This window comes from Burkholderia sp. 572 (genome assembly GCF_040545135.1).
Lineage (GTDB): Bacteria > Pseudomonadota > Gammaproteobacteria > Burkholderiales > Burkholderiaceae > Burkholderia > Burkholderia cepacia.
In genome coordinates this window covers 1-13,733 of the sequence record NZ_JBEPLH010000019.1, presented here as the reverse complement: position 1 = coordinate 13,733, position 13,733 = coordinate 1, and the positions used below count along the sequence as shown (strand labels likewise).

17 protein-coding genes and 4 pseudogenes are annotated in these 13,733 nt (G+C 59.7%); 5 read left to right on the top strand and 16 right to left on the bottom strand.

Translation table 11 applies throughout. From position 1 onward, the window contains the following. Positions 1-218: 218 nt before the first annotated feature. The 5 genes from fdhD to moaD all read left to right on the top strand — a co-directional run bounded on the left by fdhD (position 219) and on the right by moaD (position 4,555). The gene (fdhD, locus tag ABIC51_RS29830) at positions 219-1,088 is read left to right on the top strand and encodes a formate dehydrogenase accessory sulfurtransferase FdhD (protein WP_146255107.1); all 870 of its coding nucleotides are present in this window, start codon (positions 219-221) and stop codon (positions 1,086-1,088) included. Beyond that, positions 1,088-2,302 (top strand): molybdopterin molybdotransferase MoeA, encoded by a 1,215-nt coding sequence (locus ABIC51_RS29825; RefSeq protein WP_226129045.1) that lies wholly within the window; start codon positions 1,088-1,090, stop codon positions 2,300-2,302. The genes fdhD and ABIC51_RS29825 overlap by 1 nt, the downstream gene beginning before the upstream one ends. Before the next feature lie 199 nt (positions 2,303-2,501). After that, positions 2,502-3,626 carry a GTP 3',8-cyclase MoaA gene (gene moaA / locus ABIC51_RS29820; RefSeq protein ID WP_226129072.1) on the top strand — a complete coding sequence of 375 codons (1,125 nt, stop codon included), beginning with the start codon at positions 2,502-2,504 and terminating at the stop codon, positions 3,624-3,626. 46 nt (positions 3,627-3,672) lie between these two features. Beyond that, a complete protein-coding gene (locus ABIC51_RS29815) occupies positions 3,673-4,245 on the top strand; it encodes a molybdenum cofactor biosynthesis protein MoaE (protein ID WP_021157914.1) in 573 nt (190 codons plus the stop codon). 52 nt (positions 4,246-4,297) lie between these two features. Further along, the gene (moaD, locus tag ABIC51_RS29810) at positions 4,298-4,555 is read left to right on the top strand and encodes a molybdopterin converting factor subunit 1 (protein ID WP_027792466.1); all 258 of its coding nucleotides are present in this window, start codon (positions 4,298-4,300) and stop codon (positions 4,553-4,555) included. Positions 4,556-4,635: 80 nt separating this feature from the next. Here moaD and ABIC51_RS40915 read toward each other — a convergent pair whose 3' ends face one another. The 16 genes and pseudogenes from ABIC51_RS40915 to ABIC51_RS29735 all read right to left on the bottom strand — a co-directional run bounded on the left by ABIC51_RS40915 (position 4,636) and on the right by ABIC51_RS29735 (position 13,564). Further along, positions 4,636-4,746, bottom strand: a complete 111-nt coding sequence (locus tag ABIC51_RS40915; protein ID WP_464154155.1) for a PAAR domain-containing protein — start codon at positions 4,744-4,746, stop codon at positions 4,636-4,638. Positions 4,747-4,841: 95 nt separating this feature from the next. Then, a complete protein-coding gene (locus tag ABIC51_RS29805) occupies positions 4,842-5,093 on the bottom strand; it encodes a hypothetical protein (protein ID WP_146255109.1) in 252 nt (83 codons plus the stop codon). Positions 5,094-5,149: 56 nt separating this feature from the next. After that, positions 5,150-5,440: pseudogene (locus ABIC51_RS40910) on the bottom strand (hypothetical protein); the annotation flags it as partial. After that, complete coding sequence (locus ABIC51_RS40905) at positions 5,380-5,736, bottom strand: RHS repeat-associated core domain-containing protein (protein WP_175862254.1); 357 nt, start codon at positions 5,734-5,736, stop codon at positions 5,380-5,382. The gene ABIC51_RS40905 and the pseudogene ABIC51_RS40910, both read right to left, overlap by 61 nt. A gap of 316 nt (positions 5,737-6,052) precedes the next feature. Next, positions 6,053-6,358, bottom strand: coding sequence for a hypothetical protein (locus ABIC51_RS29795; protein ID WP_124536523.1), 306 nt, complete (start codon positions 6,356-6,358; stop codon positions 6,053-6,055). Positions 6,359-6,746: 388 nt separating this feature from the next. After that, positions 6,747-6,878, bottom strand: a pseudogene (locus ABIC51_RS40900) (RHS repeat-associated core domain-containing protein); the annotation flags it as partial. A gap of 360 nt (positions 6,879-7,238) precedes the next feature. After that, entirely contained in the window at positions 7,239-7,703 is a 465-nt protein-coding gene (locus ABIC51_RS29785; protein ID WP_124536521.1) for a hypothetical protein, read from the bottom strand. Between the two features lie 2 nt (positions 7,704-7,705). Then, a complete protein-coding gene (locus ABIC51_RS29780; protein WP_226129047.1) occupies positions 7,706-8,665 on the bottom strand; it encodes an RHS repeat-associated core domain-containing protein in 960 nt (319 codons plus the stop codon). Positions 8,666-9,167: 502 nt separating this feature from the next. Further along, a complete protein-coding gene (locus ABIC51_RS29770; protein ID WP_175862176.1) occupies positions 9,168-9,428 on the bottom strand; it encodes a PAAR domain-containing protein in 261 nt (86 codons plus the stop codon). 304 nt (positions 9,429-9,732) lie between these two features. After that, a complete protein-coding gene (locus tag ABIC51_RS29765; protein WP_354006737.1) occupies positions 9,733-10,146 on the bottom strand; it encodes a hypothetical protein in 414 nt (137 codons plus the stop codon). A 375-nt stretch (positions 10,147-10,521) separates the two neighbouring features. Continuing rightward, positions 10,522-10,714, bottom strand: a pseudogene (locus ABIC51_RS40895) (RHS repeat-associated core domain-containing protein); the annotation flags it as partial. Positions 10,715-10,811: 97 nt separating this feature from the next. Next, entirely contained in the window at positions 10,812-11,210 is a 399-nt protein-coding gene (locus tag ABIC51_RS29755; RefSeq protein ID WP_175862174.1) for an SMI1/KNR4 family protein, read from the bottom strand. Between the two features lie 28 nt (positions 11,211-11,238). Continuing rightward, positions 11,239-11,460: a hypothetical protein gene (locus ABIC51_RS40890; protein WP_226129049.1), complete on the bottom strand. Its 222-nt coding sequence runs from the start codon at positions 11,458-11,460 to the stop codon at positions 11,239-11,241. Between the two features lie 159 nt (positions 11,461-11,619). Beyond that, positions 11,620-11,751, bottom strand: a pseudogene (locus ABIC51_RS29745) (RHS repeat-associated core domain-containing protein); the annotation flags it as partial. Between the two features lie 38 nt (positions 11,752-11,789). Then, on the bottom strand, positions 11,790-12,125 hold the full coding sequence (locus ABIC51_RS29740) for a hypothetical protein (RefSeq protein WP_175862172.1): 336 nt from the start codon (positions 12,123-12,125) through the stop codon (positions 11,790-11,792). Next, positions 12,125-13,564, bottom strand: coding sequence for an RHS repeat-associated core domain-containing protein (locus ABIC51_RS29735; protein ID WP_354006736.1), 1,440 nt, complete (start codon positions 13,562-13,564; stop codon positions 12,125-12,127). The genes ABIC51_RS29740 and ABIC51_RS29735 overlap by 1 nt, the downstream gene beginning before the upstream one ends. Positions 13,565-13,733: the final 169 nt, after the last annotated feature.

Below are 13,733 nucleotides of genomic sequence, written 5' to 3'. Positions count from 1 at the left end.
ACACATTTCGCGCCGGCGGGACGATCAGCTGTACTGCTTTCCGCACTGCAGCGCTGTACATCGGGCGCACTGTTCATCCCCGTTAACATCCGATGCAATGCCTGCCCACGGCCACGGCGCGCCCCTCGGCCGCGCCCGCCCGGCAGCCCCGATTCCCCTGGTCCGGCGTACGCGCCCGACCCGGCCGGCCCGCCGGCCGATCCGCCTGGAGAAACCGCATGGAGTCCTGCATCCGCCGCGACGAGCCGACCGGCAGCACCGCGTGTCATGTGACACGTCACCGTGCCGGCGAAGTGCGCGACACCGTCGACCGCGTCGTCGACGAAACGCCGGTTGCACTCGTGGTCAACGGTATTGCACACACGGTCATGATGGCGACCCCGATCGAGCTCGACGCGTTCGGCCTCGGCTTCGTGCTCAGCGAAGGCATCGTCGAGCGTGCGTCGGACGTGTTCGACATCGAGAGCGAATGCCGGCCCGACAGCGCCGAAGTGCGCCTGACCGTGTCGCAGCAGGCGTTCATGGCGCTGAAGGCGCACCGACGCGCGCTGGCCGGCCGCACCGGCTGCGGTGTCTGCGGGATCGAAAGCATCGCGCAGCTCGACCTGCACCCGCCGCGCATCGCCGCCGCCGGCGCGGCCGCCGGCATCGGCGCCGACGCGATCGCACGCGCCGCGCGCACGCTGCCGGACCATCAGACGCTGATGCGCGAGACCGGCGGCATCCACGCGGCCGCCTGGTGCGACCGGGACGGCGCCGTGCTCGACGTGTTCGAGGACGTCGGCCGCCACAACGCGCTCGACAAGCTGATCGGCCGGCTCGCCCGGCGCCGCGCCGACCTGCACGACGGCTTCGTGTTCCTGTCGAGCCGCGCGAGCTACGAACTGGTGCGCAAGGCCGCGCGGGTCGGCATCCCGATGATCGCGACGATCTCGGCGCCGACGTCGCTCGCGATCGACGTCGCCCGCGAAGCCGGCGTGCGGCTGCTCGGCTTCTGCCGCAACGACGGCTTCGTCGAGTACGTGTCGCCCGACGCCGTTCACCCCGACCAACCGGCGCTTGCGCAAGCACACCCGGACTTCTCCTGATGAAACCACTGACCGATTTCGATACCGCTCAGCAGCATTTCGCGAGCGCGTTCGCGCCGCTCGGGGCCACCCTGTCCGTCCCGGTCGCCGAAGCGGCAGGCCACGTGCTGGCCGCGCCGCTCACCGCCGTGCTCGACCAGCCGCCGGCCGACCAGAGTGCGATGGACGGCTACGCCGTGCGTCACGTGGATCTCGCACTCGGTGAGCCGCTGCACGTCTCGCAGCGCTGTTATGCGGGCGACATGCCGGCGCCGCTGGCCCCGCGCACGGCCGCGCGCCTCTTCACCGGCAGCCTGATTCCGCCCGGCGCGGACACCGTCGTGATGCAGGAGCATGCGCACGAGCAGGACGGCCGGGTTGCGTTCGACGCGCCGCAGCGCAGCGGCTCGCACATCCGCCGCCGGGGCGAGGAAGTGCGCGCCGGCGACCTGCTCGTGCCGGCTGGCGTGCGCATGGGCGCGATGCATGTCGGCGTGGCCGCCGCGCAAGGGTTCGCGCGTATCGACGTGCGTCCGGCGCTGCGCGTCGGCGTCCTGACGACCGGCGACGAACTCGTCGCGTGCGGCCAGCCGCGTGCGCCGCAACAGATTTACAACAGCAATGCGCCGATGCTCGGCGCGCTGGTCTCGGGCACCGGCGCCGAGGTCGCGATGAGCCTGCATGCCGCCGACACCGCGCCCGCCGTCGATCGCGCGCTGCGCGATCTGCACGCGGGCTGCGACCTGGTGATCTGCGTCGGCGGCGCGTCGGTCGGCGACAAGGATCTGCTGCGCCCCACGCTGGACGCGCTCGGCGCATCGTTCATCGTCGCCGGCGTGCGCATGAAGCCGGGCAAGCCGGTTGCACTCGCGCGGCTCGACACGCGGCCGGTGGTGCTGCTGCCCGGCAACCCCGGCGCGGCGATGACCGCGTTCGCGCTGTTCGTCGCGCCGCTGATCCGCCGCCTGCAGGGGCGCGCCGCACGCCTGCCGATCGTGCCGTCGCTGCCGATCGACGGCGACTTCGAACCGGACGCGCAGCGCGAGCGCTTCGTGCGCGTGCACTGCACGGTCGGCCTCGACGGCATGCCCGTCCTCGATACGCTGCGCCAGCAAGGCGCCGGCACGCTGCAGTCGCTCGTGCAGGCGAGCGGGCTGGCCCGGCTGCCGGCCGGGCGACGCATCGCGAACGGCGACGCGGTACCGTATTACGAATTCGCGCCGTGGCTCGCATGAGCGCGACGCCCGACACGCGCCCGCTGCCGCGCATGCGCCGCGCGTCCCGCACCGCGAACTGTATTCCTGCAATTCGGGCGCGATTGTGTCCCTGCCGGAAAAACCCGGCGGACTATCCTCACGAGGAGGCTCGTCGCGCGCCGTGCGCCGCCATTTCGGCATGCGCACGGCCGACCGGCGCCGCCCCTTCGCTTACTTCATGCAGGCCGACGAACCGATCGTGAATGCCATCGTTTCCGCCGCGCCGGCCGCCGCCGCAGCTTCCGGCGGCGCATCGCCCGGCGCCTTCCCCCGCCCGACCGACACGCTCGGCCGCCCGCTGCGCGACCTGCGCCTGTCCGTCATCGACCAGTGCAATTTCCGCTGCGGCTACTGCATGCCGCGCGAAAGCTTCGGCGCCGACTATGCGTTCATGCCGTCGTCCGAACGGCTGTCGTTCGCGCAACTGGAAAAGATCGCCCGCGCGTTCACGTCGCTCGGCGTCGAAAAGATCCGCATCACGGGCGGCGAGCCGCTGCTGCGCCGCAACCTCGAAGCACTGATCGAACGCCTCGCCGCGCTGACGACTGTCGACGGCAAGCCCGTCGAAATCGCGCTGACGACCAACGGCTCGCTGCTGGCCGCGAAGGCGCGTTCGCTGCGCGACGCGGGCCTGTCGCGCGTGACCGTCAGCCTCGATGCGCTCGACGACGCGATGTTCCGCCGGATGAGCGACGCCGACGTGCCCGTGTCGCGCGTGCTGGCCGGCATCGAGGCCGCGCAGGCGGCCGGGCTCGCGCCGGTCAAGGTCAATGCGGTAATCGAGCGCGGGGTGAACGACGACCAGATCCTGCCGCTCGTGCGGCACTTCCGGCATACGGGCGTGGCCGTGCGTTTCATCGAATACATGGATGTCGGCGGCGCAAGCTTCTGGTCGGGCGACAAGGTCGTGCCGGCCGCGCAGATGCGCGCGCTGATCGATGCGCACTATCCGCTCGTGCTCGTCGGCGAACCGGCGCACGATGCGACCGCGATCCGTTGCGCGCACATCGACGGTGCAGGCGAGGTCGGTTTCATCGCGAGCGTGTCGCATCCGTTCTGCGGCACCTGTTCGCGCGCCCGCGTGTCGGCCGACGGCACACTCTATACGTGCCTGTTCGCGACGCAAGGCACCGACCTGCGGCCGTGGCTCGACGAAGCAGCGTCGAGCGCCGACCTCGCCGCCGCCGTGCGCGATCGCTGGACGCACCGCGACGACCGCTATTCCGAGCGCCGGGCCGTTCGGCCGGCCCGCGTGCCGGGCAAGACCTATCCGACCGTGCGCATGTCGCTCGTCGGCGGCTGAGCGCCGCCGCGCGACACCGCACGCGCCGCCAAATGGAGAACCAGTCATGACGACCTTCACCGAATCCCCTGCCGGGCTGCCGGACGATCCGTTGCGTGCCGGCGGCCACCCGCCTCCCGTCGATGCGGCCGACCCGCACCACGAACCGCCGCCCGCGATCACCGCCGGCTTCGAAGTGCGCGTGCAGTACGCGCCGATCGACGCAGGCGCGGAGCTCGCGCCGATCGTTCGCAATCCGAATGTCGGCGCGGTCGTGAATTTTCTCGGCGTCGTGCGTAACGAAGGTGATGTCGACGATGTCGTCGCGCTCGAGGTCGAGCACTACCCGACGATGACCGAGCAGGCCCTGTGGAGCATCGTCGAGGAAGCCAGCGCGCGCTGGCAGCTCGAAGCGGTGAAGATCGTGCATCGCGTCGGGCGTATCCCGCTCGGCCAGGCCGTCGTGCTGGTCGTGGTGGCCGCCGCGCATCGCGCGTGTGCGTTCGATGCGTGCGAATTCCTGATGGACTTCCTGAAGACCCACGCGCCGTTCTGGAAGAAGGAGATCCGGCACGACGGCGAATCCGGCTGGGTCGAGGCGAAGGCGCACGACGACCAGGCGATGCGGCGCTGGGGCTGAGCCGGTCCGCCGCGCGCTTTTCGATTCCGCCGACTCCATTCAAGACATCGCAATGAAACTGACGATCAAATACTTTGCAAGCGTTCGCGAACAACTCGAGCGCGACGAGGAAACCGTCGAGGTCGACGCACGCGAACTCACCGTCGACGCGCTGCGCAGCACGCTGGCCGCGCGCGACGCACGCAGCGCGGACGCGCTGCGGATGGACCGGCCCGTGCGCGCGGCCGTCAACCTCGAGATGGTGACGGGTGAATTCGTCGTGCGGGAGGACAGCGAGGTCGCGTTTTTCCCGCCGGTGACGGGCGGGTGACGTCGCGATGGGCGGAATCTCTCCGGGGCCGGATACGGGCCGGCGCGTGTCGGCTGCTTGCCTGAGCGGCCCCCGGCAGGTCAGTGCCCCAGGCCGGCGATCTTCCGGCCGTTGAGATCGGTGTTGTCGAAGCCTTGCATGACCACGCCGCCGTGGTCTGTCGTGTCGCCTTCGCGGACGATGTCTTGCATATCAACTCCCATTTGATTTGGCCGTGCTTGGCCATCCAACACGGCATCGACTTGCCGCACTCCATGCGGAAGTAAACCTCCCCCCGTTCTTCGCTTTATCTTGTCCTATACTCACAGAGAATCTTCGCTCCCTGCTTATCCAGAATATAGTTAATGCCCGGCTTCCCGGGTGGAGCTCCCCGTTGCCCAACAGGGGTATCTATCGCCACAAAGGAGACATAAAATCCATCCTCTCTCTCAGAGAGGATGATCTTGTAATCCTCAACTTTGATCTTCCCTTTTGCGTCCTGAAGTGCCGTTGATATGGCCGATGCCGCAGTAACTCCAATTTCAATATCCGAGCTCATATTATCCCCACAATCCATTGAAGATATAATAAGCAATAGTGCCGTACATAAATTCCTCATAGATTCCCCGTGGTTCCGGTTGACTGATCAAAAACTTTGAACACGCCGCTCGGTGTCCCGAGGTAACCTTTATATTCTGGTCGCCCCATGGAATCGTGGCGAATTCCACTGCAGTCCGGTCCCGAGAAATTATCGCTATTGAAGTCATCCCTATGCGGATCACTAGTCCGAATCGCCTTCCCATTTGGATCCGCCATCGAATAGTCTCCGTGAGTATGATAGTCCCCTACGACTTTGCCGCATTTCGGTACAGAACCTTTGGCGTCCCATGGGTTGACACCTTGGTCACTCCCTCTAACGCTTTGGTGAAGTCATACCCGCCACCAGGCATCTTATAGATAAGACCGCCATACTCTAGATTGTCTCGAATCGACTTCGGATTGGCTCTAGTCAAGACTGCTTTCGCGGCGCCATCGGAAGTGGCGAAGCGTCCCTTTTTGCAGCGCAGTCCCAATGGATCTACCCAATGAATGGAGTTGGGAGCTAACGAATAATTGTTTAGCCCACCACGAAGCCCAATCGGGTCCTTGCTAACAAACCACCCCACCTCCGGGTCGTAGTACCGATACCGGTTATGGTGCAGCCCCGTCTACTTGCCGCTACGGCCGACCTTTCAGCTTTTCGATCTCCTGCAGCGATGCGCGTCACATTCATCGTCGTAGTGGTATCGCGCGGTAAATGACATGTCGTTGAGCCTTGTGCAATAATGAATCTCGACGTTGCACGACGGTTGACCAGAGCAGATCAGGTAGTAGGTCGTACACACATCGAACTCTTCGACTTCAATCCCGGCGACCATGTCTACCTCTCCTTCAATAACGTCTCTCGCCAGATCACCATCACGCCAGATTCATGCCAACCCCGACAACACCAAGGGGTGCAACTACGACCCTTGGCGCTTAACACCTCACTCGAAAACTCACATCGCTTCCCATGATCTGTAAGTCTTCAATTTCAAGTCGACCCTCGTTCGGAAGTGGGCCAACCAAATAAAAGCCAAGTTCAGTGATTTCGCGCTCTAGCCTGTCTATCTCTACAAAAAGTTGATTGTTTGCGGCTTGCTCAAATTTCACGAAGAGTTGTTCATACGAGCGAAAATTCTCGCCAGGGGTAAAGTTGCCGATCATGAGCCCCCCCTCTGAATAAGTCACCGTGACCTCTCCTGCAAAATTTCCACTGCAATCGTTTAAATGGAACTTCATCATCGTGGGCACTCCGTGGTTTTCCCAAGCGCTTCGGACAATCGCTCGAGATTTTCATTGCTGAAGCCGTCGGCACCACTAGGATGAATGATTCGAGCGTGATTTGGAAACTTATTAGTCGGATCCTCAATAACATCGAACCCCGCCCCTCGGACGGCATCTGCCGTACCTGATGCGACAGTTTCAGTTGCCGTCAGCAAGCCCGTGGCCTTCGGAAAGGCATTCCTCATCTGTTGAGCTGCAACGCAGGGACAACAGCCGTGCAGGACAGAGATTCCAGGAGGATTGAGCTTCCTTTCTGGTTCTTTGAGACGGAGGTTATCGATCGAGTTACCGCCAATCCGATTGATCTTCGTGGGCCCAGGCAGAGGCTTGCCCGTCAACCCTAACGATCGACCCAAGTTATAGGGTTCGGTGCGTACTGGAAGACGTTGATCCCGCCTGCGAGCCCGATCGGGTCCTTCGACACGAAACGCCCCGATGCCGGATCGTAATACCGATGCCGGTTATAGTGCAGCCCCGTCTACTTGCCGCTACGACCGACCTTTCAGCTTTCGCAATCTCCCGCAGCGATGCACGTCGCATTCATCGTCATAGTGGTATCGTGCGGTAAATGACATGTCGTTGAGCCTTGTGTAGCAAGGCATATCGACATCACACCACAGTTGGATAGAGTAGATCGGGTAGCACGTCATAGCCGTATCGCCGTCGGTTCGCGTGAACTGGCACTCATTGCCTCATTTCCCGGCACGGATCTCGGCCTCGATCAGCCACTCGACCGGAAAGTAGATTCCGCCCGCACGGCTATTCTCGATGCGCGACAGTTGTCACGCCGCATTGAAGCGATATCGCTGCCCATCTGAACTGCTCGACCTCGGTCAGATTAGCGGGACAGAAAATCTGCACCCGCATCCTTGATGTCTTCGTCAGAACTATCCAGAGCACGTTTCGCAAATTTAATCATCAACCCTCTATCCAGCTCACAACACAACTCTAGCAAACATCGATACTCTTCATAACCCCCATTAACCAGCACCCCATCAACTTCTGCCTCGATATTTTTCATCACCCAATCACGCGGCAACTCCAATATCAAATTTCTGCACTCTTCCGTGAAACCATTTACATAGCTTGACATTGAGATCAACTGTCTAAAAAAAACGACCCTCTCGGACTCAGGATAGCTCAACACCAAATCGATAGCCATAGCCCTTTCCTCAGGCACGGAAAAGGCTCTCTGAACAAAAGAAACAGCGGATGGTTTTTTTACAAACCCATCTCTCAATTTCACGTAGATCCGAAAAGCCTCTTTAAGATCTTTCCACGAGCCATTTTCTTTATCTTTCATGGTTACTTCTTCCCAGCCTTAATCCAAGGCAGATTTTTGAATTTCTCGACAAATGTCTGTCCCGACATTCGCTTAGACGGACAAACTGTATGATGAGTTGCGGCATGCGACCCGCCAACGTCCTTGCCATCCGCAACGACCTCTATCCCGTCTGGGAGTTCCGATCCAGCTGGAAGCTTGTGATAGGTGCCACTGATAGGTGCCTTATTGACATCACCAAATGTCGACGCTCCTCCTTCAGTAGTCGGCCCCACCATTCCAGCTGCGTCGGCAATCAAGTCTGCATTTTGTCCCGGTTTGGTGTTAACGCCCTGGATTCTAGGTTCGCGCGGACCACTGGCATTACCAAATGCATATAAGTCGCATGTTGTCTTAGCCAAGCTCAGCGGATCAATCCACCCGGCCGGATTCGGCGCGTACTGGAACGCGTTCAACCCTCCCGCCAAACCGATCGGGTCCTTCGACACGAAGCGTCCTGATTGCGGATCATAGTACCGATACCGGTTGTAGTGCAGCCCCGTTTCGTGATCATGGTACTGCCCCTGGAAGCGGATGGGGTTGGCGACGGAAGCCTTGCCCGACGCTTTCCGAATCACCTCCTGCGCGACACCCCAAGCACGGTACTCGGCGGCCCACGCAATTTCACTCTGCTCGTCCGTCAGTTCCTGCGGCGTGCCAAGGTGATCGCATTGATACCACGCCAGACCGTCGATCGGCGGCGCAGGCGGTGGAGGGCCCCACAGCGGGTCTTCGTCCTGCCGGTAGTAGTCGCCGTATTCGGCTGGTCGAGCAGTTCGATGGCATCCTGCCGCACCGCCTGTGCCACCGGCACAAAGCTGCCCGGCTCGCGTGGTGCGCGCGCCAAAGCCATCCTCGTCGGCGATCTTGCTTTCCCACGCGAGCGTGTCGCCGTCCCAGCCATACAACGTGAAGCCGCATTGCAACTCGCGGTTGCGCTTCACCCGCTCGGCGCGATTCCAGTGCGGGCCGGCTTCCCTTCGCTCCTCGTAGTAGGCCTTGCTGTGCTTCGTCAGGCGCCGGCCGAGGGCGTCGTAGCTGTAGTCCGCCTGCAGGCGCTCGTCTTCGTAGTGCGTGAGCCGGTCGAACAGGTCCCAGGTGAAACGGCTTTCCTGTCCGTTCTTCCAGCGTTTTGTCTAAGTGTTCCTCGCTGTTGTCGGCGTGGCGAATGGCGGCGAGCTGGCCCGCGTCGTAGCGATAGCGGGTGACGTTGCCCGCCGCGTCGGTGAACTGCACGAGCTGGCCGCGCTCGTCGTAGGCCCATTGGCTGGCCTTGGCCGAGCAGTCCACGTAGCGCATAAGTTGGCGGTCTGCGGGGCTGGCCCCACGGACTTGAGCTTCTCGAGCGCCAATGGGCCAGTGGCTTCCTCGTACTGATAACGCCTAGTGGCGCACCATCAAAGTCGGTCGGTTGTTAAAGAGCGATCAGAAATACGAAATACAAAATCAACCCACGCTGCCCTGCGAGCCGCTGGCGATCAGGCTGGCGCCGCAGGCCGTCTTCATGTTGTGCAGCGCCACCGGCACACCGCCAATGTCGAAGTTGGAGCTGCCCTCGGCGATGGGGAAAACGCCCTTGCACTTCGGGCAGCTCACCAGATGCCCCAGGCCGGCGATCTTCCGGCCGTTGAGATCGGTGTTGTCGAAGCCTTGCGTGACCACGCCGCCATGGTCTGTCATGTCGCCTTCGCGGACGATGTCTTGCATATCAACTCCCATTTTGATTTGGCCGTGCGTCGCCAGCACGGCATCAACTCACCGCGCTCTCTGCTGACGTCAATCTCCCGCACCGATGCAGTTCACACTCCTCGTTGTAGCGGTATGGCTTGTCGACCGACGCACTCTTGATCCGTGCAGAGCAAGACACTCCGACATTCCTAGACATTTCGCACTAGTAGTGCGTGCCGCAGAACCATACCTGTATCAACGATGACCGCCGAGCGGCATTGCACACTGCCCGATTTTGCGATACGTATCTCCTGCCAACGCGCGTTGCTTGACGCAGAGGTCACTATCCGTTCAACTCCGGCAGAGGAAAACCCCTCCTCTCCAACACAAGCATTGCTTTATCTAAAAATTTCAATGGCAAGTTCGTCTTTTCCCCATAAAGATCGACAATCCCAACCTCCACCACACTATCAACCAAATTTTCAAACTCATTCAAATCATCGCCGGACATCATAGACCTGAGACTCGCCGGAATTGGATCTCCCCTCCCATTTAGATCAAGCAATGCTCCTTTTGCATCCCACTCCACCAAACTTTTCGCGGAGGCTATCGAATCAAGATGATCCAATAGTTCACTTATGGCCGGATGCGAAATCCTCGTTAACTCACAGTAACATCGAAGGCAGGAAGACGCATAAAGCTGCTTACCTTCTGAAGAGAAGCCGGCTAATTTTAAAAGAAGCTCACCCCTATTCATGATGACCACACCGCTGAACTAGATTCATATCGAATTTTCTAAGTAAAGGATTGCACACAGAACACAGGGTCTTGTCTACCCCATGAACTCCACTTGTACTACTTCTCCCACGAACATTAGCAACAGAGATCGTTGCCAAGTTAAATCAATACCTTTATTCCTAGCCCGGGATATCGCGTTCACTTCAGCGCATTGAGTATCAAATTCATTCGATGGAATATCCTTTAACGCACCCTGAACCTCGGCGTTAGTGACGCCCCCTTGATTGCGCCCAACTACAATACGCCCGTCTTTGGAAACAATCACTGCGACCGTGTTTGGCCGCTGTGACGCCGGCAACCTTTGCGCCTTGTCCGCGAGCCTGCCTGCAAGTGTGCCGCTCAGTCCTAAAGGATCAATCCACTGCACCGGGCTTACAGCGTACTGGAAGACGTTGATGCCACCAGCTAGACCGATCGGGTCCTTGCAGATAAACCGTCCGTTACTCGGACCGTTGTACCTTGTCGGTTACAGTGCAGCCCGCTTCAGCGTCGAAGTATTGCCCCGCAAAGCGCAGCGGATTGCTAATCCCTTCCCGGCGTACCACGTTGCTCATCACCTTGTGCGATCACCTATTAATCCGTGTTTCCTTAGCTGGCCAACGATTCCGAGGGGCAACGTAGATCTCACCTCTCCCCAAGCGTCAAGCCCTTGAGATTCACCAACAGATCTGTCAGTGAATCAGCCGATCTCTCCAGAAATTTCGGGTTCGTTATCCCCATTCCCACCTCAAATACCTTTCCACTAGAATTAATCAAAATTGCTTGTCCACCGCTATCATCCCCAATCATGAAGCATCCCGGAAGGTACCTTGGGACTTCATATTCTATATTTCTCTCAGGCAAAATTTCTATTTCATGCAAAGCCAAACAGCCCATCGAACTTAGTCCATTGGTGATTTGCAGAAAATCAACGTATTCCTTAGAAAAAGACAGCCCGACCTTCGCCTCTGCAACATTAATCTGGCTAGAGGTCGCTGGAATTCTCAGTTCGAAGTGTTGACTAAGATACGCTCTATTTAGCATTGAAAGCTCCCAAACAGTCGAAATATTTTTAATTTTGTCGCATCGCTCGCCTTACAACACTTTCTGGAACACCTGCTGCCCTCATCTGTCGGGCGGCCTCATTAAACTCTGTCTGCACATCCGTATTGAAGCCGTTTTGATTTCGGAATGCCCGCTGCATGCCAGAAATTTGAGCGTGGACGAAGCCCGAAGTGCTCGGCAGCAAAACCGCCGGTGCAGTTCCCGAACTATAGGTCCCGTTAGGGAACACCTGCTACTTTGCCCATTCCTGCTGAATTGGATGATGCGACTGCACAAACCCGTCGGCAACCGTATTTGTGTTACCCGGTGCCCGATTCGCTTTGGGGACTATAAGGTTGCCGTGTTGATCTGCATCATTCACACGATAGCCACCTGGCCGCCGGCATACCAAACCAAGCGGGTCAATCCAGCCTATCGGATTGGGTGCGTATTGATACGCGTTCAAGCCACCTTGCAGCCCGATCGGGTCCTTGCTGATGAATCTCCCCGTGCCTGGATCATAGTACCGATGCCGGCTGTAGACGAACGAGGGGCCGCTGACGCGGCCATCTCATTCATTTAAAGACAATCCGAAACCAACTTAACCAAATCAGGGAAGAACGCGTCAAGCGCCATGCACAAATACTCTGGATCCCCATCGAATTTAAAGATATCTCCAGAAATCACTTTTCCCTCTTGATCCGTCAGATCGGCAGTTACCCTGTATTTATCACCCACACCTGTCAGATCAAGTGTTAGATCGATCTCCTTTGGGTAGAAGCTTACGTATGCCGTACCGCCGAGAGAGTTTCGGTAAAATCCTGAATTAGATGACTCAATATTAACCTTCTTTTCAATGACACATTTTACCCTTGCTACATATTCTGACAAATAGGATTGGATATCGGTCGCCATCACTTTTTCCCCCGACCAGTAACTGCTCCCAATATACCTTGTGTCAGAGAGTGCGTCGAGCCGCCTCCTCTGGACTTCGCCCAGTCTGTTAACTTGGAATCGGTCGGATCGTTTATCGGTCGAATGGTCACGTGACCATTCGGCTTATCATGTGTCGCTTGAAGCCCGCACGAACAAAGCTTGCCGACGTCCAGCTCAACATATTTCCCGCTGTCCAATCCCGCTTCCGAAGTGGCTGCCGACAAGCCCGGCTCTTTCCCATCGATTCGGGTCGTGTCTTTTCCTAAGCGCGGAGTCAAGCTATCGGGGGTCCCCGATGCATTTCTAAAGACAGTTCCGCTAGTTAGAACCTTAGGTTCAAAACCGGATAACCCAAGCGGATCAACCCACCCCGTTGGATTGGGTGCGTATTGATAAACATTGATACCGCCTGCATACCCAATCGGGTCCTTGCCAACAAACCGCCCCACCTCCGGATCGTAGTACCGATACCGGTTGTAGTGCAGCGCCGATTCATGGTCATGGTACTGCCCCTGGAACCGGATTGGATTGCGCACTTCCACGTGCCCATCAGAGGCCTTGCGAATCGCCTCCTGCGCGACACCCCACGCACGATACTCTGCTGCCCAAGCAATCTCGCTATGCTCGTCCGTCAGTTCCTGCGGCGTGCCAAGGTGATCGCACTGGTACCAAGCCAGGCTGTTGATCGGCGGCGCGGGCGGCGGAGGGCCCCACAGCGGGTCTTCGTCCTGCCGGTAGTAGTCGCCGTACTCGGGCTGGTCGAGCAGTTCGATGGCGTCGTCGCGCACCGCCTGCGCCACCGGCACGAAACTGCCCGGCTCGTACACGTAGTGCGTGGTGCGCGCACCGAAGCCATCCTCGTCGGCGATCTTGCTTTCCCACGCGAGCGTGTCGCCGTCCCAGCCATACAACGTGAAGCCGCATTGCAACTCGCGGTTGCGCTTCACCCGCTCGGCGCGATTCCAGTGCGGGCCGGCTTCCCTTCGCTCCTCGTAGTAGGCCTTGCTGTGCTTCGTCAGGCGCCGGCCGAGGGCGTCGTAGCTGTAGTCCGCCTGCAGGCGCTCGTCTTCGTAGTGCGTGAGCCGGTCGAACAGGTCCCAGGTGAAACGGCTTTCCTGTCCGTTCTTCCAGCGTTTTGTCTGGTTGCCCCGCGCGTCGTACTGGTAGTGGGTGCCGGCGTACTGCTTGACCAGGTTGTCCAGCGACTTGATGCGCGGCATGCGCTGGCGCTCGGCTTCGCGCTGCTCGGCTGGGTCGATCAGGTTGCTGGCCGGGTCGAACGCGAAGGTTTCATGGCCGAGGCGGCTCTGTGCCTCCAGCAGCCGGCCCACCGGGTCATAGCGGTAGGCCAGTTGGCCGCGCCGCGTGTCGTTGATGTCGGTGAGCTGGCCGCTGGCGTCGTAGCGGTAGTGGCGCACCAGCAGGCGCTGATCGTCTTGATGGACAGTCTCGTCAAACGCTCGCAGATGTCGAAGCTCATGGCGAGGTAACAGGAGCCTATCCGATCTTTTGTGTGTGAGGCATAAACTGGCGACCAAGGAGCCACTTTATGCCACGCAAACGCAAGGAAGAAATGACGATTGAACC